The sequence below is a fragment of the Corynebacterium sp. HMSC064E10 genome (assembly GCF_001812505.1).
Taxonomy (GTDB): Bacteria; Actinomycetota; Actinomycetes; order Mycobacteriales; family Mycobacteriaceae; genus Corynebacterium; species Corynebacterium amycolatum.
In genome coordinates this window covers 61,044-74,987 of sequence record NZ_KV809174.1, presented here as the reverse complement: position 1 = coordinate 74,987, position 13,944 = coordinate 61,044, and the positions used below count along the sequence as shown (strand labels likewise).

At 59.2% G+C, this 13,944-nt stretch carries 14 protein-coding genes; 5 read left to right on the top strand and 9 right to left on the bottom strand.

Annotated features, from left to right (window positions below; translation table 11 throughout):
• The first annotated feature begins 47 nt into the window (after positions 1-47).
• Positions 48-1,289: an aminodeoxychorismate synthase component I gene (locus tag HMPREF2860_RS08660; protein ID WP_038626316.1), complete on the top strand. Its 1,242-nt coding sequence runs from the start codon at positions 48-50 to the stop codon at positions 1,287-1,289.
• Here HMPREF2860_RS08660 and HMPREF2860_RS08655 read toward each other — a convergent pair.
• Together HMPREF2860_RS08655 and rsmI are read right to left on the bottom strand one after the other, a co-directional pair.
• A complete protein-coding gene (locus HMPREF2860_RS08655; protein ID WP_038626318.1) occupies positions 1,286-2,962 on the bottom strand; it encodes a BCCT family transporter in 1,677 nt (558 codons plus the stop codon). The two genes, HMPREF2860_RS08660 and HMPREF2860_RS08655, sit on opposite strands and share 4 nt — an antisense overlap.
• Before the next feature lie 160 nt (positions 2,963-3,122).
• Positions 3,123-3,977: a 16S rRNA (cytidine(1402)-2'-O)-methyltransferase gene (rsmI, locus tag HMPREF2860_RS08650; protein ID WP_187401012.1), complete on the bottom strand. Its 855-nt coding sequence runs from the start codon at positions 3,975-3,977 to the stop codon at positions 3,123-3,125.
• Positions 3,978-4,059: 82 nt separating this feature from the next.
• On the opposite strand from rsmI, the gene HMPREF2860_RS08645 reads away from it, so the two are divergent.
• On the top strand, positions 4,060-5,616 hold the full coding sequence (locus HMPREF2860_RS08645) for a dolichyl-phosphate-mannose--protein mannosyltransferase (RefSeq protein ID WP_038626322.1): 1,557 nt from the start codon (positions 4,060-4,062) through the stop codon (positions 5,614-5,616).
• On the opposite strand, the gene HMPREF2860_RS08640 is transcribed toward HMPREF2860_RS08645, so the two are convergent.
• From HMPREF2860_RS08640 to HMPREF2860_RS08615, 6 genes are all read right to left on the bottom strand, one after another.
• Positions 5,613-6,395: a zf-HC2 domain-containing protein gene (locus HMPREF2860_RS08640; RefSeq protein ID WP_038626324.1), complete on the bottom strand. Its 783-nt coding sequence runs from the start codon at positions 6,393-6,395 to the stop codon at positions 5,613-5,615. The two genes, HMPREF2860_RS08645 and HMPREF2860_RS08640, sit on opposite strands and share 4 nt — an antisense overlap.
• Positions 6,396-6,446: 51 nt before the next feature.
• Positions 6,447-6,851 carry a DoxX family protein gene (locus tag HMPREF2860_RS08635; protein WP_038629133.1) on the bottom strand — a complete coding sequence of 135 codons (405 nt, stop codon included), beginning with the start codon at positions 6,849-6,851 and terminating at the stop codon, positions 6,447-6,449.
• Between the two features lie 236 nt (positions 6,852-7,087).
• Positions 7,088-8,359, bottom strand: a complete 1,272-nt coding sequence (glpR, locus tag HMPREF2860_RS08630; protein WP_070560148.1) for a divisome protein SepX/GlpR — start codon at positions 8,357-8,359, stop codon at positions 7,088-7,090.
• A 173-nt stretch (positions 8,360-8,532) separates the two neighbouring features.
• A complete protein-coding gene (locus HMPREF2860_RS08625; protein WP_038626327.1) occupies positions 8,533-9,165 on the bottom strand; it encodes a GNAT family N-acetyltransferase in 633 nt (210 codons plus the stop codon).
• 30 nt (positions 9,166-9,195) lie between these two features.
• The gene (glp, locus tag HMPREF2860_RS08620; RefSeq protein ID WP_005511382.1) at positions 9,196-10,467 is read right to left on the bottom strand and encodes a molybdotransferase-like divisome protein Glp; all 1,272 of its coding nucleotides are present in this window, start codon (positions 10,465-10,467) and stop codon (positions 9,196-9,198) included.
• Between the two features lie 96 nt (positions 10,468-10,563).
• A complete protein-coding gene (locus HMPREF2860_RS08615) occupies positions 10,564-11,538 on the bottom strand; it encodes a UTP--glucose-1-phosphate uridylyltransferase (protein WP_038626329.1) in 975 nt (324 codons plus the stop codon).
• A gap of 133 nt (positions 11,539-11,671) precedes the next feature.
• Here HMPREF2860_RS08615 and HMPREF2860_RS08610 point away from each other — a divergent pair, with 133 nt between their 5' ends.
• From HMPREF2860_RS08610 to mscL, 3 genes are all read left to right on the top strand, one after another.
• Entirely contained in the window at positions 11,672-12,346 is a 675-nt protein-coding gene (locus tag HMPREF2860_RS08610) for a 5-formyltetrahydrofolate cyclo-ligase (RefSeq protein WP_038626331.1), read from the top strand.
• A 189-nt stretch (positions 12,347-12,535) separates the two neighbouring features.
• Positions 12,536-12,997, top strand: coding sequence for an SAF domain-containing protein (locus tag HMPREF2860_RS08605; RefSeq protein WP_224786612.1), 462 nt, complete (start codon positions 12,536-12,538; stop codon positions 12,995-12,997).
• Between the two features lie 251 nt (positions 12,998-13,248).
• Complete coding sequence (gene mscL / locus HMPREF2860_RS08600) at positions 13,249-13,665, top strand: large-conductance mechanosensitive channel protein MscL (RefSeq protein ID WP_038626335.1); 417 nt, start codon at positions 13,249-13,251, stop codon at positions 13,663-13,665.
• Between the two features lie 59 nt (positions 13,666-13,724).
• Here the strand turns inward: mscL and HMPREF2860_RS11205 are convergent, their stop codons facing one another.
• Positions 13,725-13,943 (bottom strand): hypothetical protein, encoded by a 219-nt coding sequence (locus HMPREF2860_RS11205; protein ID WP_080972822.1) that lies wholly within the window; start codon positions 13,941-13,943, stop codon positions 13,725-13,727.
• Position 13,944 lies beyond the last annotated feature (1 nt).

The following is a 13,944-nucleotide window of genomic DNA, read 5'->3' as shown; positions in this document are numbered from 1 at the left end:
TCCCCTACCATCATCGCACGCATGCGCAGTCACTACGCTTATGTTCTATGTCCACTCGGTCTACCTCCTCCGGCTCGGCTGCTGACTTCACTTCGCGTGCGACCACTGCGCTGGCGCGTCTTATCGCTGCCGGTCATCGTCCCGCCGCACTCATCGGCTCCTGGTTCGGTTATCGCGCGGTTCTCGCCGCCAACGTCGAGCTCACTGCCTGCGAGTCGGCAGCGCTTTTCACCAGCCCCGACCCCGATGCGTGGATCTTTGGGTTCCGCCCCTACTCCGGCACCAGCGCGCACGGGGTCGCTACCTGCGTCGCGTTGCTTGCCGACGACGGCACGTGGCATTTCGACGGCCCCGGCACCGGTGACCCCTTCAATCCGGATTTCCAAGCCCTTCAGGAGGCCATCAACTACTCGCACGAAGACACGCGTGCCGACGCGCTCCCCGCGGCCACACCACTGGAGTGGGATCAAGGCGACCGAGAACACCACCAGCTTGCGGTGACAAACTGTAAGGAGGCAATTGCCGCAGGCGAGGTGTATCAAACCTGCATTTCCACACGCTTTCACGCGGAGCTGGCAGCGAGCGACTCTGCACTAGCCCACGCCGGCGCGTGGTTTTCCTCCCGCGTGGCGCGGTATCAACCGGCTCGAGCAGCATTCTTGCCCGGCAATCTCGACGTTGGAATTCCAATCCTGGCCTCGCTGAGCCCTGAGGAGTTCCTCATCCGCGCAGGCACAAGCGTGACTGAAACTCCCATCAAAGGCACGATTCCCGCTGACCGGTCCCCGAACGAGTTATTGCGCAGCGACAAGGATGTCGCCGAGAACATCATGATTGTCGACCTGGTGCGCCATGACCTCGGTCAAGTTGCCAAGACCGGCACCGTGAAGGTCACAGACCTGCTCAGTGTGCGTCCGGCACCGGGCGTGTGGCACCTCTTTTCCACAGTTTCCGCGGAACTTCCCGATCAGCTCAGCCACGCTGAGCTCATCGAAGCCTGCTTCCCACCGGCCTCAGTCACCGGTACACCGAAGCTGCGAGCGATTGAGCTTCTGCGCGAATGGGAACCCGAACCCCGTGGCGCTCACTGCGGCGCGATTGGTGCGGCCCATGGGGATGCACTTGAGCTCAATGTCGGTATTCGTACCGCTGAGTACACAAAAGACCCGAACTCGGGGAGAGTTCGGGTCGAAGCTGGCATCGGCGGTGGCATCACCATCGGGTCTACACCCGAGGGCGAATGGGCCGAGATTGAGGCCAAGGCCGCACCGCTGCTGTTGGAAAGCTAATTGCGCAATTTACGAGCACGGCGGCGCTCGCGCTGTTCGGCCGCTTCCGCCAAGCGGCGCTCACGAGCCATGCGCAGGGCAAACTGACGCTGTTCCTTGTCATCGAGGTACATCGGATCGTCGGAAAGCCCCTTAACCAGCGCAACCATCAGCGCCAAGATAACAATGACGAACGGGCTTGCCGCCAAAATAGTGATGTTCTGCAGGTTCGACAGGGCATCGCTGCCACCGGTGACCAATAGGACGATGGCAATCAGAGCGGTGAAGATACCCCACATAGCAGTGACCGTGCGCGACGCTGTGAGTCGACCGAACTGGCTCATGGTGCCCATCACGGTGGAGGCGGAGTCCGCCGAGGTAATGAAGAAGGTAGCCAGCAGAATCATTGCAATAGCCGAGGTAATCGCGCCACCCGGCAAGGATTCCAGCAGATTGAACAGCTGACTCTCGGCCGAACCGTCACCGTAGATGGACGCACCCTGCTGCTCGTGGGTAATGGCGGTGCCACCAAAGATGGAGAACCACACTGCAGAGACAATCGACGGAACTGCGACGACGGTGAAGACGAACTCACGGATAGTACGGCCGCGAGAAATACGTGCGATGAACATACCGACAAACGGCGACCAGGAAATCCACCAGGCCCAGTAGAAGATTGTCCAGGAAGAGAGCCATTCACCGGCGGTGCCGTCAGCGGAAGCACTGGAGCGGGAGGCCATCTCAAAGAAGGAATCCAGGTAGCTGCCAATGGAGGTCGGAATCAGGTTCAGAATCACCACGGTAGGGCCGAGGACCAACACCAGCAGAGCCAGCAGACCTGCGGCAACCATGTTGAAGTTCGAGATGTACTGGATGCCCTTGCCCACGCCCGACAGTGCAGAGGCCAAGAAGGCACAGCCCAGAACGAGAATAAGACCAATCCACAAAGGTGCGCCCTTGATGGCGTTGAACCCGTTGATTTCCAAACCGGCGGAAATCTGAAGTACGCCAACACCGAGAGAAGCTGCCGTACCGAAGACGGTGGCAAAAATCGCAAGCGCGTCGATAAGCTTGCCCAACCATCCCTCAGCGCGACGTGCGCCGATGAGCGGGATGAACGCCGCCGAAATCAGCTGCTTTCGGCCGAGGCGGTAGGTCGAGTAAGCAATTGCGAGACCGACGATGGCGTAGAGCGACCACGGGTGCAGAGTCCAGTGGAACATCGTCGAAGCCATGGCGGTACCGACTTCCTTCGGCTCGTGGCCCGGCACGCCATCGCGATAGAAGGTCAGCGGCTCAGCGACACCGTAGAACATCAGACCGATGCCCATACCGGCGGCGAACATCATGGCAATCCAGCTAGGCGTGGAAAACTCGGGTTTCTCGTTGTCCTTGCCCAAGCGGATGTGACCGAACTTGGAAATCGCGATGGACACAATGAAGAAGACAAAGACGGTACTGGCCAAGATAAACAGCCAGCCGATGTTCTCCACGACCCAGTTCAGAGAGCTAGATGCGAACGTAGAGAAACTATCCGGCCACGCCAGGCCCCAGACGATGATTGCCAGAATTGCGACAACGGCGGGGATGGTAACCCCGAGGTTCACGGGAGCGTGAGAATCGTCGGCCCTGACTTCGCCGACGACTGACTCCCCTACTTCTTGTTGTATTTCATGCTCTGGTGGATTCGTCATTCCTCCACCATGTCCACCATTGACCTGGGATTTCAACTCAGGATGTGGATTCTCTCAGGTTTTCCTCATTTTTTATGGGTTGCAAAAAACTTCCAATAACGGAGTTTACCCTGTTCACTGGCGTGCGCTTGAACATTTTCCGCCACAAAGTAACAATCAGTTAACGATTTTCGTCCCGAGCTGCTAAAACGGCCTGGTAGAGATCTCGATGCTTCGTCATTCCCGCCTCTGCTGCAACCTGCTTCGCGGCATCCTTCAGTCGCATGCCATCAGCCACGAGCTCCTCCACGCGGTCAACCAAGCCCTCCGTGGATACCTCCGTTGCCTGCTGCCCCGCGCCTTCAATCACCACCGTAATTTCGCCGCGGACACCTTCCTCCGCCCACGCCGCCAACTCCCCCAGCGTCGCACGGCGAGTCTCTTCAAAACGCTTGGTCAACTCACGGCTTACCGACGCGCGCCGCTCCTCACCCAAAATCTCCGCAGCATCGGCCAACGTAACAGCCAACCGATGCGGCGACTCAAAGAAACAACAGGCCCGCTTCTCTGTCTTCAGTGATTCCAACCATGCCCGGCGCGCCCCCTGTTTACGAGGTGCAAAACCATCGAAGCAAAAGTGGCCGACACCCAAACCACTGAGAGCCAATGCGGTAGTCACCGCGCTCGGTCCTGGTACACAGGACACCGGCACGCCCGCATCATGTGCAGCCGCCACCACAGCCAGGCCAGGATCCGACACCACCGGCATCCCCGCATCGGTCACCACAATGACTTTCTGTCCCGCCTTCGCCGCCTGAATCAGCGACTCAGTGCGGCTCTCTTCGTTGTGATCGAAGTTCGAAACAAACTTCCCCTTGGGGGAAATGCCCAGCGCTGTGGCCAGGTTGCGTGCCCGCCTGGTGTCTTCCGCGGCGATGATATCGGCGTCGATAAGCGCACCGCGCAAGCGGTCGGAGGCATCGGCGATATTGCCCAGCGGCGTTGCCACCAGAGTGATGCCAGGAGCCAGCGTCATTGCCTCGCTAAGAGGCGCGTTCTCGTGCGGTTGGAAGTTCGATGCCGAATGCGTCATGATTCCATAGCTTAAACTGACATTCGTGACCGATGCCGCTTTAACCCCACCACCGGAAACCGAGCGCCGCGCGAAAAAGCGTTTCCTGCGCCCGATTCCCCCGGTGCCCTCGCTGCCGCCACTGCGGCGGTGGGACAAATGGGATACCGCCACTTTTGTGGTTCTCGGAATCGTCGCAGCGCTAACCCGTTTCATCGGGCTTGCTGCCAAGACCGACAATGGCACCCCGCTCTTCGATGAAAAGCACTATGTGCCGCAAGCATGGCAGATTCTGGAGTCCACCCGCGACCCCATCTCGTCTGGCATTGAGGACAATCCCGGCTACGGTCTGATTGTGCATCCGCCAGTGGCCAAGCAGGTCATCGCCTTGGGCGAATGGATCTTCGGTTACTCACCAATGGGCTGGCGGTTTATGTCGGCGGTGTGTGGCACGCTGGTCATACTGCTGCTCATGGACATCGTCCGACGCATCTCTCGCGGCTCGCGGTTGGCAGTGGGTATCGCTGGTCTCTATGCGCTTGCCGACGGAGTGCTGTTTGTCTCCTCCCGGGTCGGCATGCTGGACATGATTCAGACCTTCTTCATCACTGCGGCCGCGTGGGCACTTCTCATCGACCAGGCCGATGCCCGCAAGCGCCTGGAATCCGCCACGGAGCTAGGTAGTTTCGGCCCCTATCTCAGTTATCGCTGGTGGCGACTGCTCGCCGGCATCATGCTGGGGCTTGCCACCGGGGTGAAGTGGTCTGGCCTGTATTACATGGCCGCATTCGGTCTGTGGTCCGTCTTCACGGATCTGGTCTCCCGCAAGAATGCCGGTGCGCACAAACCCGTGCTCGGCGCACTCTCCCGTGATACCGCCCCGGCGTTGCGTGATCTGGTGGTAGTCCCGCTGGGCGTTTACTTCTTAAGTTGGCGTTCCTGGTTCGCCGAAGAAACGTCGGTCTATCGCCATGTCTCACCCGAAGACCGCGATACGGGACTCCCCGGCACCGACTGGCTTCCCGAGGCCCTGCAGAACTACCTGCACTACCAAAACAGCGTGCTGAAGTTCCACGCCGAGCTGACCACCTCTAATGGCCACAAACACCCTTGGGAGTCCAAGCCTTGGGAGTGGCTGGTCAGTTGGCGGCCAATGCTCTACTACTCCACCGAAACCACCTGCAGTGGCGGCCAGGAGTGCAAGGGCTGGATGATGCTCTTTGGCACCCCGCCCATCTGGTGGTTGCTGGTCCCCGTGGTCCTGTGGGCCACATGGCGTTGGCTCGGCCGCCGCGACGGCCGCTACGCGCTGCCCGTCATCGGTTTCCTCGCCTCGTGGCTGCCGTGGGTCATCGGCTACGACCGGCAGATGTACTTTTTCTACGCCACCGCGCTGATTCCATTCGTACTCATCGCCTTTGCTCTGCTTGCCGACGATCTCTCACACTGGCGGCCCGGCGGTAAGCCGGTGGGGTTGGTAATCGTTGGCACGCACGCCGCACTAGTGGTGACCGCGTTTGTGTTCTGGCTGCCAATTTTGACCGGCTACCCGCTGCCTCTCAACCACTTTGAATGGCGGTTCTGGTTGCCATCTTGGAGCTAGTCCCGCTGTGGTGGCACGCCTGTGACCGGCAACCCCGAGGCGGCCCGCCATGCCTGTGCGATTGCCGTCGGCGTATAGCCGCCCAGCCACACAACGGCCAGCGTCAAAGCGGAGACAAACATCAATGCCAGGCCAGCGATCTCTGATGCTCCCTGGGCACCGATGAGAATGTCACGAATACCAAAACCGATGCTGAACGTGGCGACGGCACCGTAGACCGGCGCCATGCCCATGGCAGCGCGCGGCCGCCAAGCAGCCCAGAACAATCCCACTGCCAATGCAAGCCGAATTGCCGCGAGTTGAATGGCAAGGCGTGCTCCGAGCTCCATTGGGTCAACGGTGGCAGTGGAACCGTCGATAGGCGCTCCCGTGCTTGTTGCGATTCCTGCACCGTCCTGCGGCTGTGTCGAGGAAAGTCCAAGCGTCATCATGTCGGAGGCGTCTACCAGCGTCGCAATCCCCCAGACCGCCCAGCAAAGTCCCAACGCAATGAGCACCCCGCGGGCGGTGCCGGCTATGAGCAGCCATGCGCGCTCACGCCGGCGGCGCTCCGGTTCGATGGAGACCAAAATGCGCTCCGAGAGATCATCCGTGGAAACCTCCGGCATACCATCGGCAGGCCCAACCGTAAGGGCGCGGTTCAGCCGCACCGCTCGCTCGTACCAAGCTCGGCACTCCTCGCAGGCCCCAAGATGGGCATCGATGACTTCATCGGCAATACTTGCCTGCTCGCCATCGAGGCGAGCTGACAATGCTGCGCGAATTTCCTCGCACTCCACGGGGAATCTCCTCCGCTTTTAACTCTTAAGGGGGTTGTACCTAATGAGGTCTTATCTGATGAATTGCCTGTCCAAGCTGAAACGGCCGGCTCCGAAAACGAAAATCATCACCAGCCCACCGATGAGTGACATCACGAGCTCCGCACCGTTGTCACGGATAAACAGACCATTGCCCAGGTGCATCGACCACCAGGCACCAATCATTTCAATGATGAAGACCATCGCCACCGTCGGGGCCAAGAGTCCCAGAATCAGCAACGCGCCTCCGACCAGTTCGACTAGAGCGACAACCCAGACCGTCAAGTGCGCCTGCGGGATATTCGCAGCGACAAAGTAACCGGTCGTCTTGTCAATACCGGTGATAAAAATCTTGTCCCAGCCATGGCAGATGAAGATAATTCCGAGTATTAGGCGGAGAATCACGAGCGCGATATCGCGCATTACCGGTCGATCCATGAGGGACATGCTACCCGACGGCACGGTCAAAGCACGGTAGCACTGCGGCAGCGAAAGGCCAGCGACTTTAACATGCAAAAAGGCTTCTCCCAACCCCTCGGGAGAAGCCTTCCGCCAAACACACCCGGTGTGTCATGTCTTAGGTAGTGACATCGTAACAGGCCGAGTTTCTAACAAAAAATCGCGCTGACGTGCTCAGACAACTTTAAGGTTGTTCTACGGCTCAGCTCACAGGACTAGCTCACGCGAGCCTGCGGCATTTCGTCGTAATCGTCGTCATCAAAGCGGTAGTCAGTGTAGGCCAGATCTGCGAAATCCGGGTCCTCATCATCAAGCTCGACTACTACCGCGCCGGGACGGCGCAGTCGCTGTGGAATTCCCAGCTCATCATCCTCGCGGTTACGCACACCGAGGCGGGCCATCTTCATACGGCGAATTCGGCGAGCCCGCAGTTCCTGCTCTGCACGCACGGTGCGGCGCAGGTTGACCAGGTACAGGGTCATCAAGCCGACGCCGACCAGTGGAATCCACCAGGTCCAACCACCGGCGAAAGCAGCGATGATGACCGTGACTGCGATAAACGCTGCCAGCCCAGCAACAGAACGGCGGCGGCGAGCAAAGCGAGTCTCAGCGTACTGGGCATCCGAAATCGGATCGAACCCACCGCGACCACGGCGCTTCTCAGCGAACGCGTAATCATCTTCGGTCAAGGTGTCATCGACAGCGACTGCGTCATCGTTGGACTCGACAGCGTGGTCACTGTCGTTCTCGACGGTCGCATCGAGTTCTGCCTGCTCGTCTACGGTGTCTGCTTCCTCTTCAGTCTCAGAGAGAGCCTCAGCGTCAACGTGCTCAGCGTCAGCCGCGGCACCGGAATCAGCGTCAGATTCAACAGCATCTTCGAACATCAAGTCATCGGCGTCGACGAATTGACGGCGAACGTCAACGCTCACATCGGAAGAAGACTCATCTGCACGAACCACGTCACCTTCGGCGGAGGCGACGGCGGAGTCAGATTCAGCATCCTCGTCATCAACGACAGCCTGTAGCGACTGGTCTGCAGATTCATCATCGGATACGTCCATGTCAGAGCGGTCAGAAGACTCAGCAGTGGCTTCCTCGGTAGCGGAATCATCCGCCTGCGGGGCCTCCTCCTCTGCATCTGCTGCTTCCAGCTCGTAGACGATATCGCCGTCGACGACGGCCGGGTCGGCCGCCTCGTCCACGGTGTCGTCGATAAGCACGTCGCTGACATCGAAGTCATCGTCGACCTGCGCGTCAACGGTTTCGAGAGAATCGTCGACTTCTTCGGCCACGCGCACGTCCGACTCCTTAAAAGACGGACGGCGGCGCGTCGTGGCCAGCTCCTCGCCACCACGATGCAGCACGCGGGTCTTACCTAGCGCATCGGATGTACGACGAATCGGCTTGCGCGTATTGACCACCAGCGGGGCCAGCACAAACAGCCACAGTACAACGATGAGTATCAGCAACAGAGAAGTTGACATATTCTGCGTCTCCTTGCGACTTCGCCCGGGGTTTCGCCGTCTCTCCCCGGCCCAAATACACCGCCCACATGCCCTTCCACAGAGGCATTTACGAAGGCAGCCAGCGTATCTAGAGCGAACTCGCCCAATAGTAGAGTTGTCATCACCCTATCGGCGTGCGCTGCTCAGACTACTCAGGCGCGCCGTTGCGGTGGGTATTTCTCCGCCTCTTCATATTGCGCACGACCACTCGCCACGATGAGGTCCACTGCACTGTCCTCCCCCACCCGCGCATAGGTCAGATGATCGCGCCACGCACCATCCATATGGAAGGCTTCCCGCGCCACGCCCTCATACTCGAACCCACAGTTTTCCAGCACGCGTATCGACGGGACATTGCTGTCCAACACAGTCGCTTCAATTCGGTGGACGCCAACTTTCTTGGCATAATCCGACGCCAACGCCACTGCAGCAGTGGCGACTCCTCCACATGTAAAGCTGCTGCCGACCCAATAGCCAATCCAGGCGTGAGCGACGGGGAAAGGCGTAATGCCTCCGAGCGTGAGCATGCCGGCGAACTGGCCGTCTACCTCAATGGTGGAAACAAACATTTCCCCCGCCGCCTCTGAACGACGCCAACTGCGAAGGTTACGGCGGAAAACGGAAACCTTGTGGGCGTTATCCCAGTCGTCGTCGAGGGTTGGCTCCACAGGCCGCAAAATGGGCTCATCACGCAGCCGCAGTGCCCGCCATGTAGAGGCATCAGTTCGCTCTGGCACACGCAGGCGGACTCGGCCGCCACTGGTTATTAGACGGGAAGTACGCACAGCAACGATACTCGCGGTAGTGGGGTGTGGTTAGGCTTGGCGCGCCATGAACAGCACGTCAACGACATCTCCAGGACGCACGTGTAGCACGTCTTCCGGAATCACGATGAGACTGTTGGCTTCCGACATGCCGGCCAGAAGGTGGGCTTGCGCACCGCCGGAACCTCCCAGCGGCTGCACCATGTATTCGCCGGTCTCACGGTCACGCATGAGCTGACCACGGATATACCCGCGACGCTTCTCCGCCGACTCGATCGGGCCGACAGCACGAGCTGTGACAGCGCGGCGGCGAGGATTGCGCTTACCCAGGGCCAGTCGAATGAGGGGACGAACCATAACCTCAAAAACGACCAATGCGCCGACCGGGTTCGACGGCAGCAGGAACGTTGGAATCTTGTCATCTCCCAGCAGACCAAAGCCCTGGACCGAACCAGGATGCATAGCGATGCGGGAAACATCAACCTCGCCCAATTCAGCCAGCACACGGCGAATCTGCTCACCCGCGGCACCGCCGACAGCCCCCGTGATGACCAAGAGCTCACTGCGAATGAGCTGGCCCTCGATGATTTCCCGGATGCGACGGGGCTCACCGGTGGCAATACCCACTCGGTGCACCTCGGCCCCAGCATCGCGGCCGGCTGCTGCCAACGCGTAGGAGTTGACGTCGTAGACCTGACCGAGGCCTGGCGTGCGGTCAACATCGACCAACTCATTACCAATGGAAATCACGGACATACGCGGCTTGGGGTGCACCAAAACCTTCGAACGCCCCACTGCTGCCAACAATCCAACCTGCGACGGCGAAATTACCGAGTCCAAAGACACCGCCACGTCACCCGGCTGCACGTCGTCGCCGACCTTCCGCACAAAGTCACCGGAGTAGACCGGATGGAGAACATTAACTCGACGGCCACCGCGGTCGGTCCAGTTTAGGGGCACGACAGCGTCGGCAAGCGATGGCAGCGGCGCACCAGTTTGTACGCGCACGGCCTGCTTCGGCTGGAGACGCATCGGGTGGTGAGAGCCGGCTGTCACCTCACCGACAACAGGCAGCTCGACCTCGCGAAAATCAACATCACTCTGACGCGCATCCGGAGGTAAAGAACCAGATTCGCCGACGATATCGACAGCGCGCACTGCATAACCATCGATTGCTGACTGCACGAATCCCGGCAACGGCTGCTCTGCGATGACATCTTCAGCGCACAGCATGCCGAGGGATTCCGAAATAGCAACGCGCACAGGATCAGGCATCACAGCGTGCGCGGTGATTGCCGCCAACTGTTCTTCCACAGAACGCATGTTTTACCTTCCTCGGCACCAACCCGCGGTGCGCTTTATGGCTATTCAGCTTCTCAGTACAAGCCTCTAGATAAGTACAGCCTCTATAAAAAGGCTTTAAGCCTGTTCATCCTGCGCCAGACGCTGCTGCATATACTCGCGCAGCCCCTCGCCGTAGTCCGGATGCCTGAGTCCAAAGTCTACGCAAGCGCGAATGAAGCCACCAGGATTTCCCAGGTCATGGCGGAACCCCTTGTGGACGACCACATGAACCGGATGCCCCTCTTGAATCAGCAGCTCAATTGCATCGGTGAGCTGGTATTCGCCGCCCTTACCGCGCGGGATGCGGCGCAGCGCATCGAAGATGGCACGATCGAGCAAGTAACGTCCGACTGCCACGAAGTTGGATGGAGCATCCGCAGGGTCCGGCTTTTCCACCATGCCCTTGACTCGCTTCACATCGTCCCAAGCATCAGCATCAGCCGCGTTCTCACCGAGCTCACCCGACTCCGCCGGGGTGGCGTCCTCAATATCGAAGACACCGTAGTTGTAGACCTCTTCGTGAGGAATTTCCAGCGCACATAGCACCGAGCCGCCAAAGCGCTCGCGCACTTCCGTCATGCGATCCATCACGCCCACTGGGAGCACGAGATCGTCGGGAAGCATGACAGCAACGCTGTCCTCATCGTCTTCGAGCAGCGGCTCTGCGACCAACACCGCATGCCCCAGGCCCAGCGGTCGATCTTGGACAACGGATTCCACGCGAATGACCTCGGTGGCGCGGCGTACCTTCGCTGCAATTTTGTCCTTGCCACGCTCGGCGAGAGTCTGCTCAAGATCCGGGCGTGGGTCGAAGTGTCCCAGCACGCCATCCTTACTCGGCGCCGTGACAATAGCCAGGCGTTGCGCACCAGTGGCGGCGGCCTCTTCAGCAATCATCTCGATGCCCGGCGTATCAACCACGGGCAGCAATTCTTTCGGCACTGTCTTGGTGGCAGGCAAGAATCGCGTACCCATGCCCGCGGCAGGAACGATGACAGTTCGAACCGGAGTAGTCATGTCCGAACCAGACTCTTTAGACGATGAGACCATAATGGCAACGATACCTATATAACTTCCATTTGCTCGGAGGCTGACCCCGCTTTTTTCAACGCGTCAATCAGAAATTTTCTCCTGCGCTGACGACCGAGGCCGCTCCCCTACCTGACAGAGTAGGTTTGCAGGTATGGCTCCGCTTCCCGAAACCACGTCCGATTTCAAAACCCGCACACGGCACGAGGTACTCGCCGCACGCGCCGCCAAGGGGCAGCGTGAGCGCATGCTTGACGACGAAGCACTGGTACAGCGGTTGCAAGAATGGTTATCCAATACCGTCGGTGACCTCACAAAACCCGTCATCGCCGCTTATGTCCCCGCTGGCGACGAGCCCGGTGCAAGCGTTTCTAGTTCGACTGATGGTGAGCCCGGCCAGGGCTTTGTGGAGGCTTTGGCCAACGCGGTTCCCGGAGCACGAATTCTGCTTCCCGTCTGCCCGCCCGGTCCGCCACAGCCGCTGCACTGGGGTTACTACACCGACGGCTTCAGCAAAGGGCGATTTGGACTCTTGGAACCTGTTTCGATGGAAAGCGCCGCCGGCCCGAAGGAGCTAGGTGTTGCCGACGCCATTATTCTGCCGGCAGTTGCGGCCGACCCCCAAACTGGGATGCGGTTAGGGCGTGGCGCTGGTTATTACGATCGCAGCTTGGTTTTCGCTCGACGCGACGGCGATACGGATGGGGCGAGAGCTGCTGTCATCGCTGTTGCGGTTTTCGACACCGAGTTGCGCACGGAGCTTGCCTACGATGAGCACGACGTTCCCGCCGATTATGTGATCACGCCAGCGGGGATTTCACAGGTTTAATGGAACCGATTCCGGGTTTTTCGCGCCTAACTTAATATGAACCCAAAACACTCGTCCCGGTTTCCGCGTCCATTCCGAAAGCCCCGCCCCGCAACTATTCGGCGAATAGTTGCAGTCACAGTTTTCCTATGTGCCGTCGGACTGGCGGCGGTGGAGTCATTGACACCTCGCAGCGGCCATATCCGGGTCATGATTAGCGCCAAATCCATTGCCGGTGGCGCATCGGTGGCAGAACAAGATGTGGCTTTCAAGGACATTCCCCGGGATCTCGTTCCTGGCGGGGCCGTAACGGACATCGCTGCTGTGCGGGGACGCACCCTGGCCACCGGCATGTCACCAGGAGAGATACTTACAGAGCAGCGAATGGTCGGCCCATCACTAGCCAAGTCGTTGACTGGGATGTCGGAAAGCAAAATTATTGCCATCACGTTGACTGATGTGGGCATCGTGTCCGCTCTTCGCACTGGTGACAGCGTGGATATTGTGTCGACCGCGGATGAGCGCGGGATGGCAGCGCCGCTTGCACACGGGGCAAAGGTGGTCAACATCGTCGACGAAGAGGTGGTTTTGGTTGCACTGCCCACTGGTGCCGCGGAGGTGGTGGCAGCGACATCGCTAACGTCCCCGCTCACACTGTTACTCTCGGGTTAGTGACCAAAGTCTCACTGATTACAAGATTTCATGGCCCTGAACAGCGTTTTCCGTAGAAAGTTGACTTGTCCCATAACTTGGTGTCGGGATACAATGGCTCGGCAATTCAAAATTACGATTAGAACTAAGAAGAGTGACACTGCCGGACAGCGCACTTCCCTGTTTCTGAAATCGTATGGGCCTGCATTGAGCTACGCGATGACTCACAGGTCTCGTTTGGTTTGTTCCGTTTCTACAGAAGGAAATTTCCTATGCTTAAGGGCTTTAAAGAGTTCATCATGCGCGGCAACGTCATCGACCTGGCGGTCGGTGTTGTCATCGGTGCTGCGTTCACCGCAATCGTCACTGCTTTCACCGAAAGCCTGCTCGAGCCGCTGCTGAACACCATCGGTGGCGCTGAGGTTACTGGCCTTGGCTTCGAAATCATCAGCGGCAACCCGTCGACCTACCTTGACTTTGCAGCTGTCATCACCGCAGTAATCAACTTCCTGCTGGTCGCAGCGGTTGTCTACTTCGTCATCGTTGCTCCGATGAACAAGTTCAACTCGATGCGTGAGGCTCGCCTGGAGACCTCCGCTGAGCCGGAGGTCACCGAGGCTGACCTGCTGACCGAGATTCGTGACCTGCTGGCAGAACAGAACGGCAAGCCGAAGTCGGAACTGAACTAGCCTCTAGCTGTTAGTTGAGACCTTCCGACAAGAAGCCAACTAACGCCTTTGCACAGCGCTCATCCCCAATGGGGTGGGCGCTGTTTTGTCCAGTAGTCCGCATCAAAACCACGAGCATCCTCCGGAGATTCATCGTGATAGCGCACTGTGCGCGCGGTTTTCGCACTGCGCGACTGGGCAAAGTTTTTCGCCGGTGCACCTGCGCGACGACGTTGCCTACGACTGCCACTGCGCGGCGCAGCTTGCTCGGGCTGATTGGGCTGATTGGCGTCGCCCATT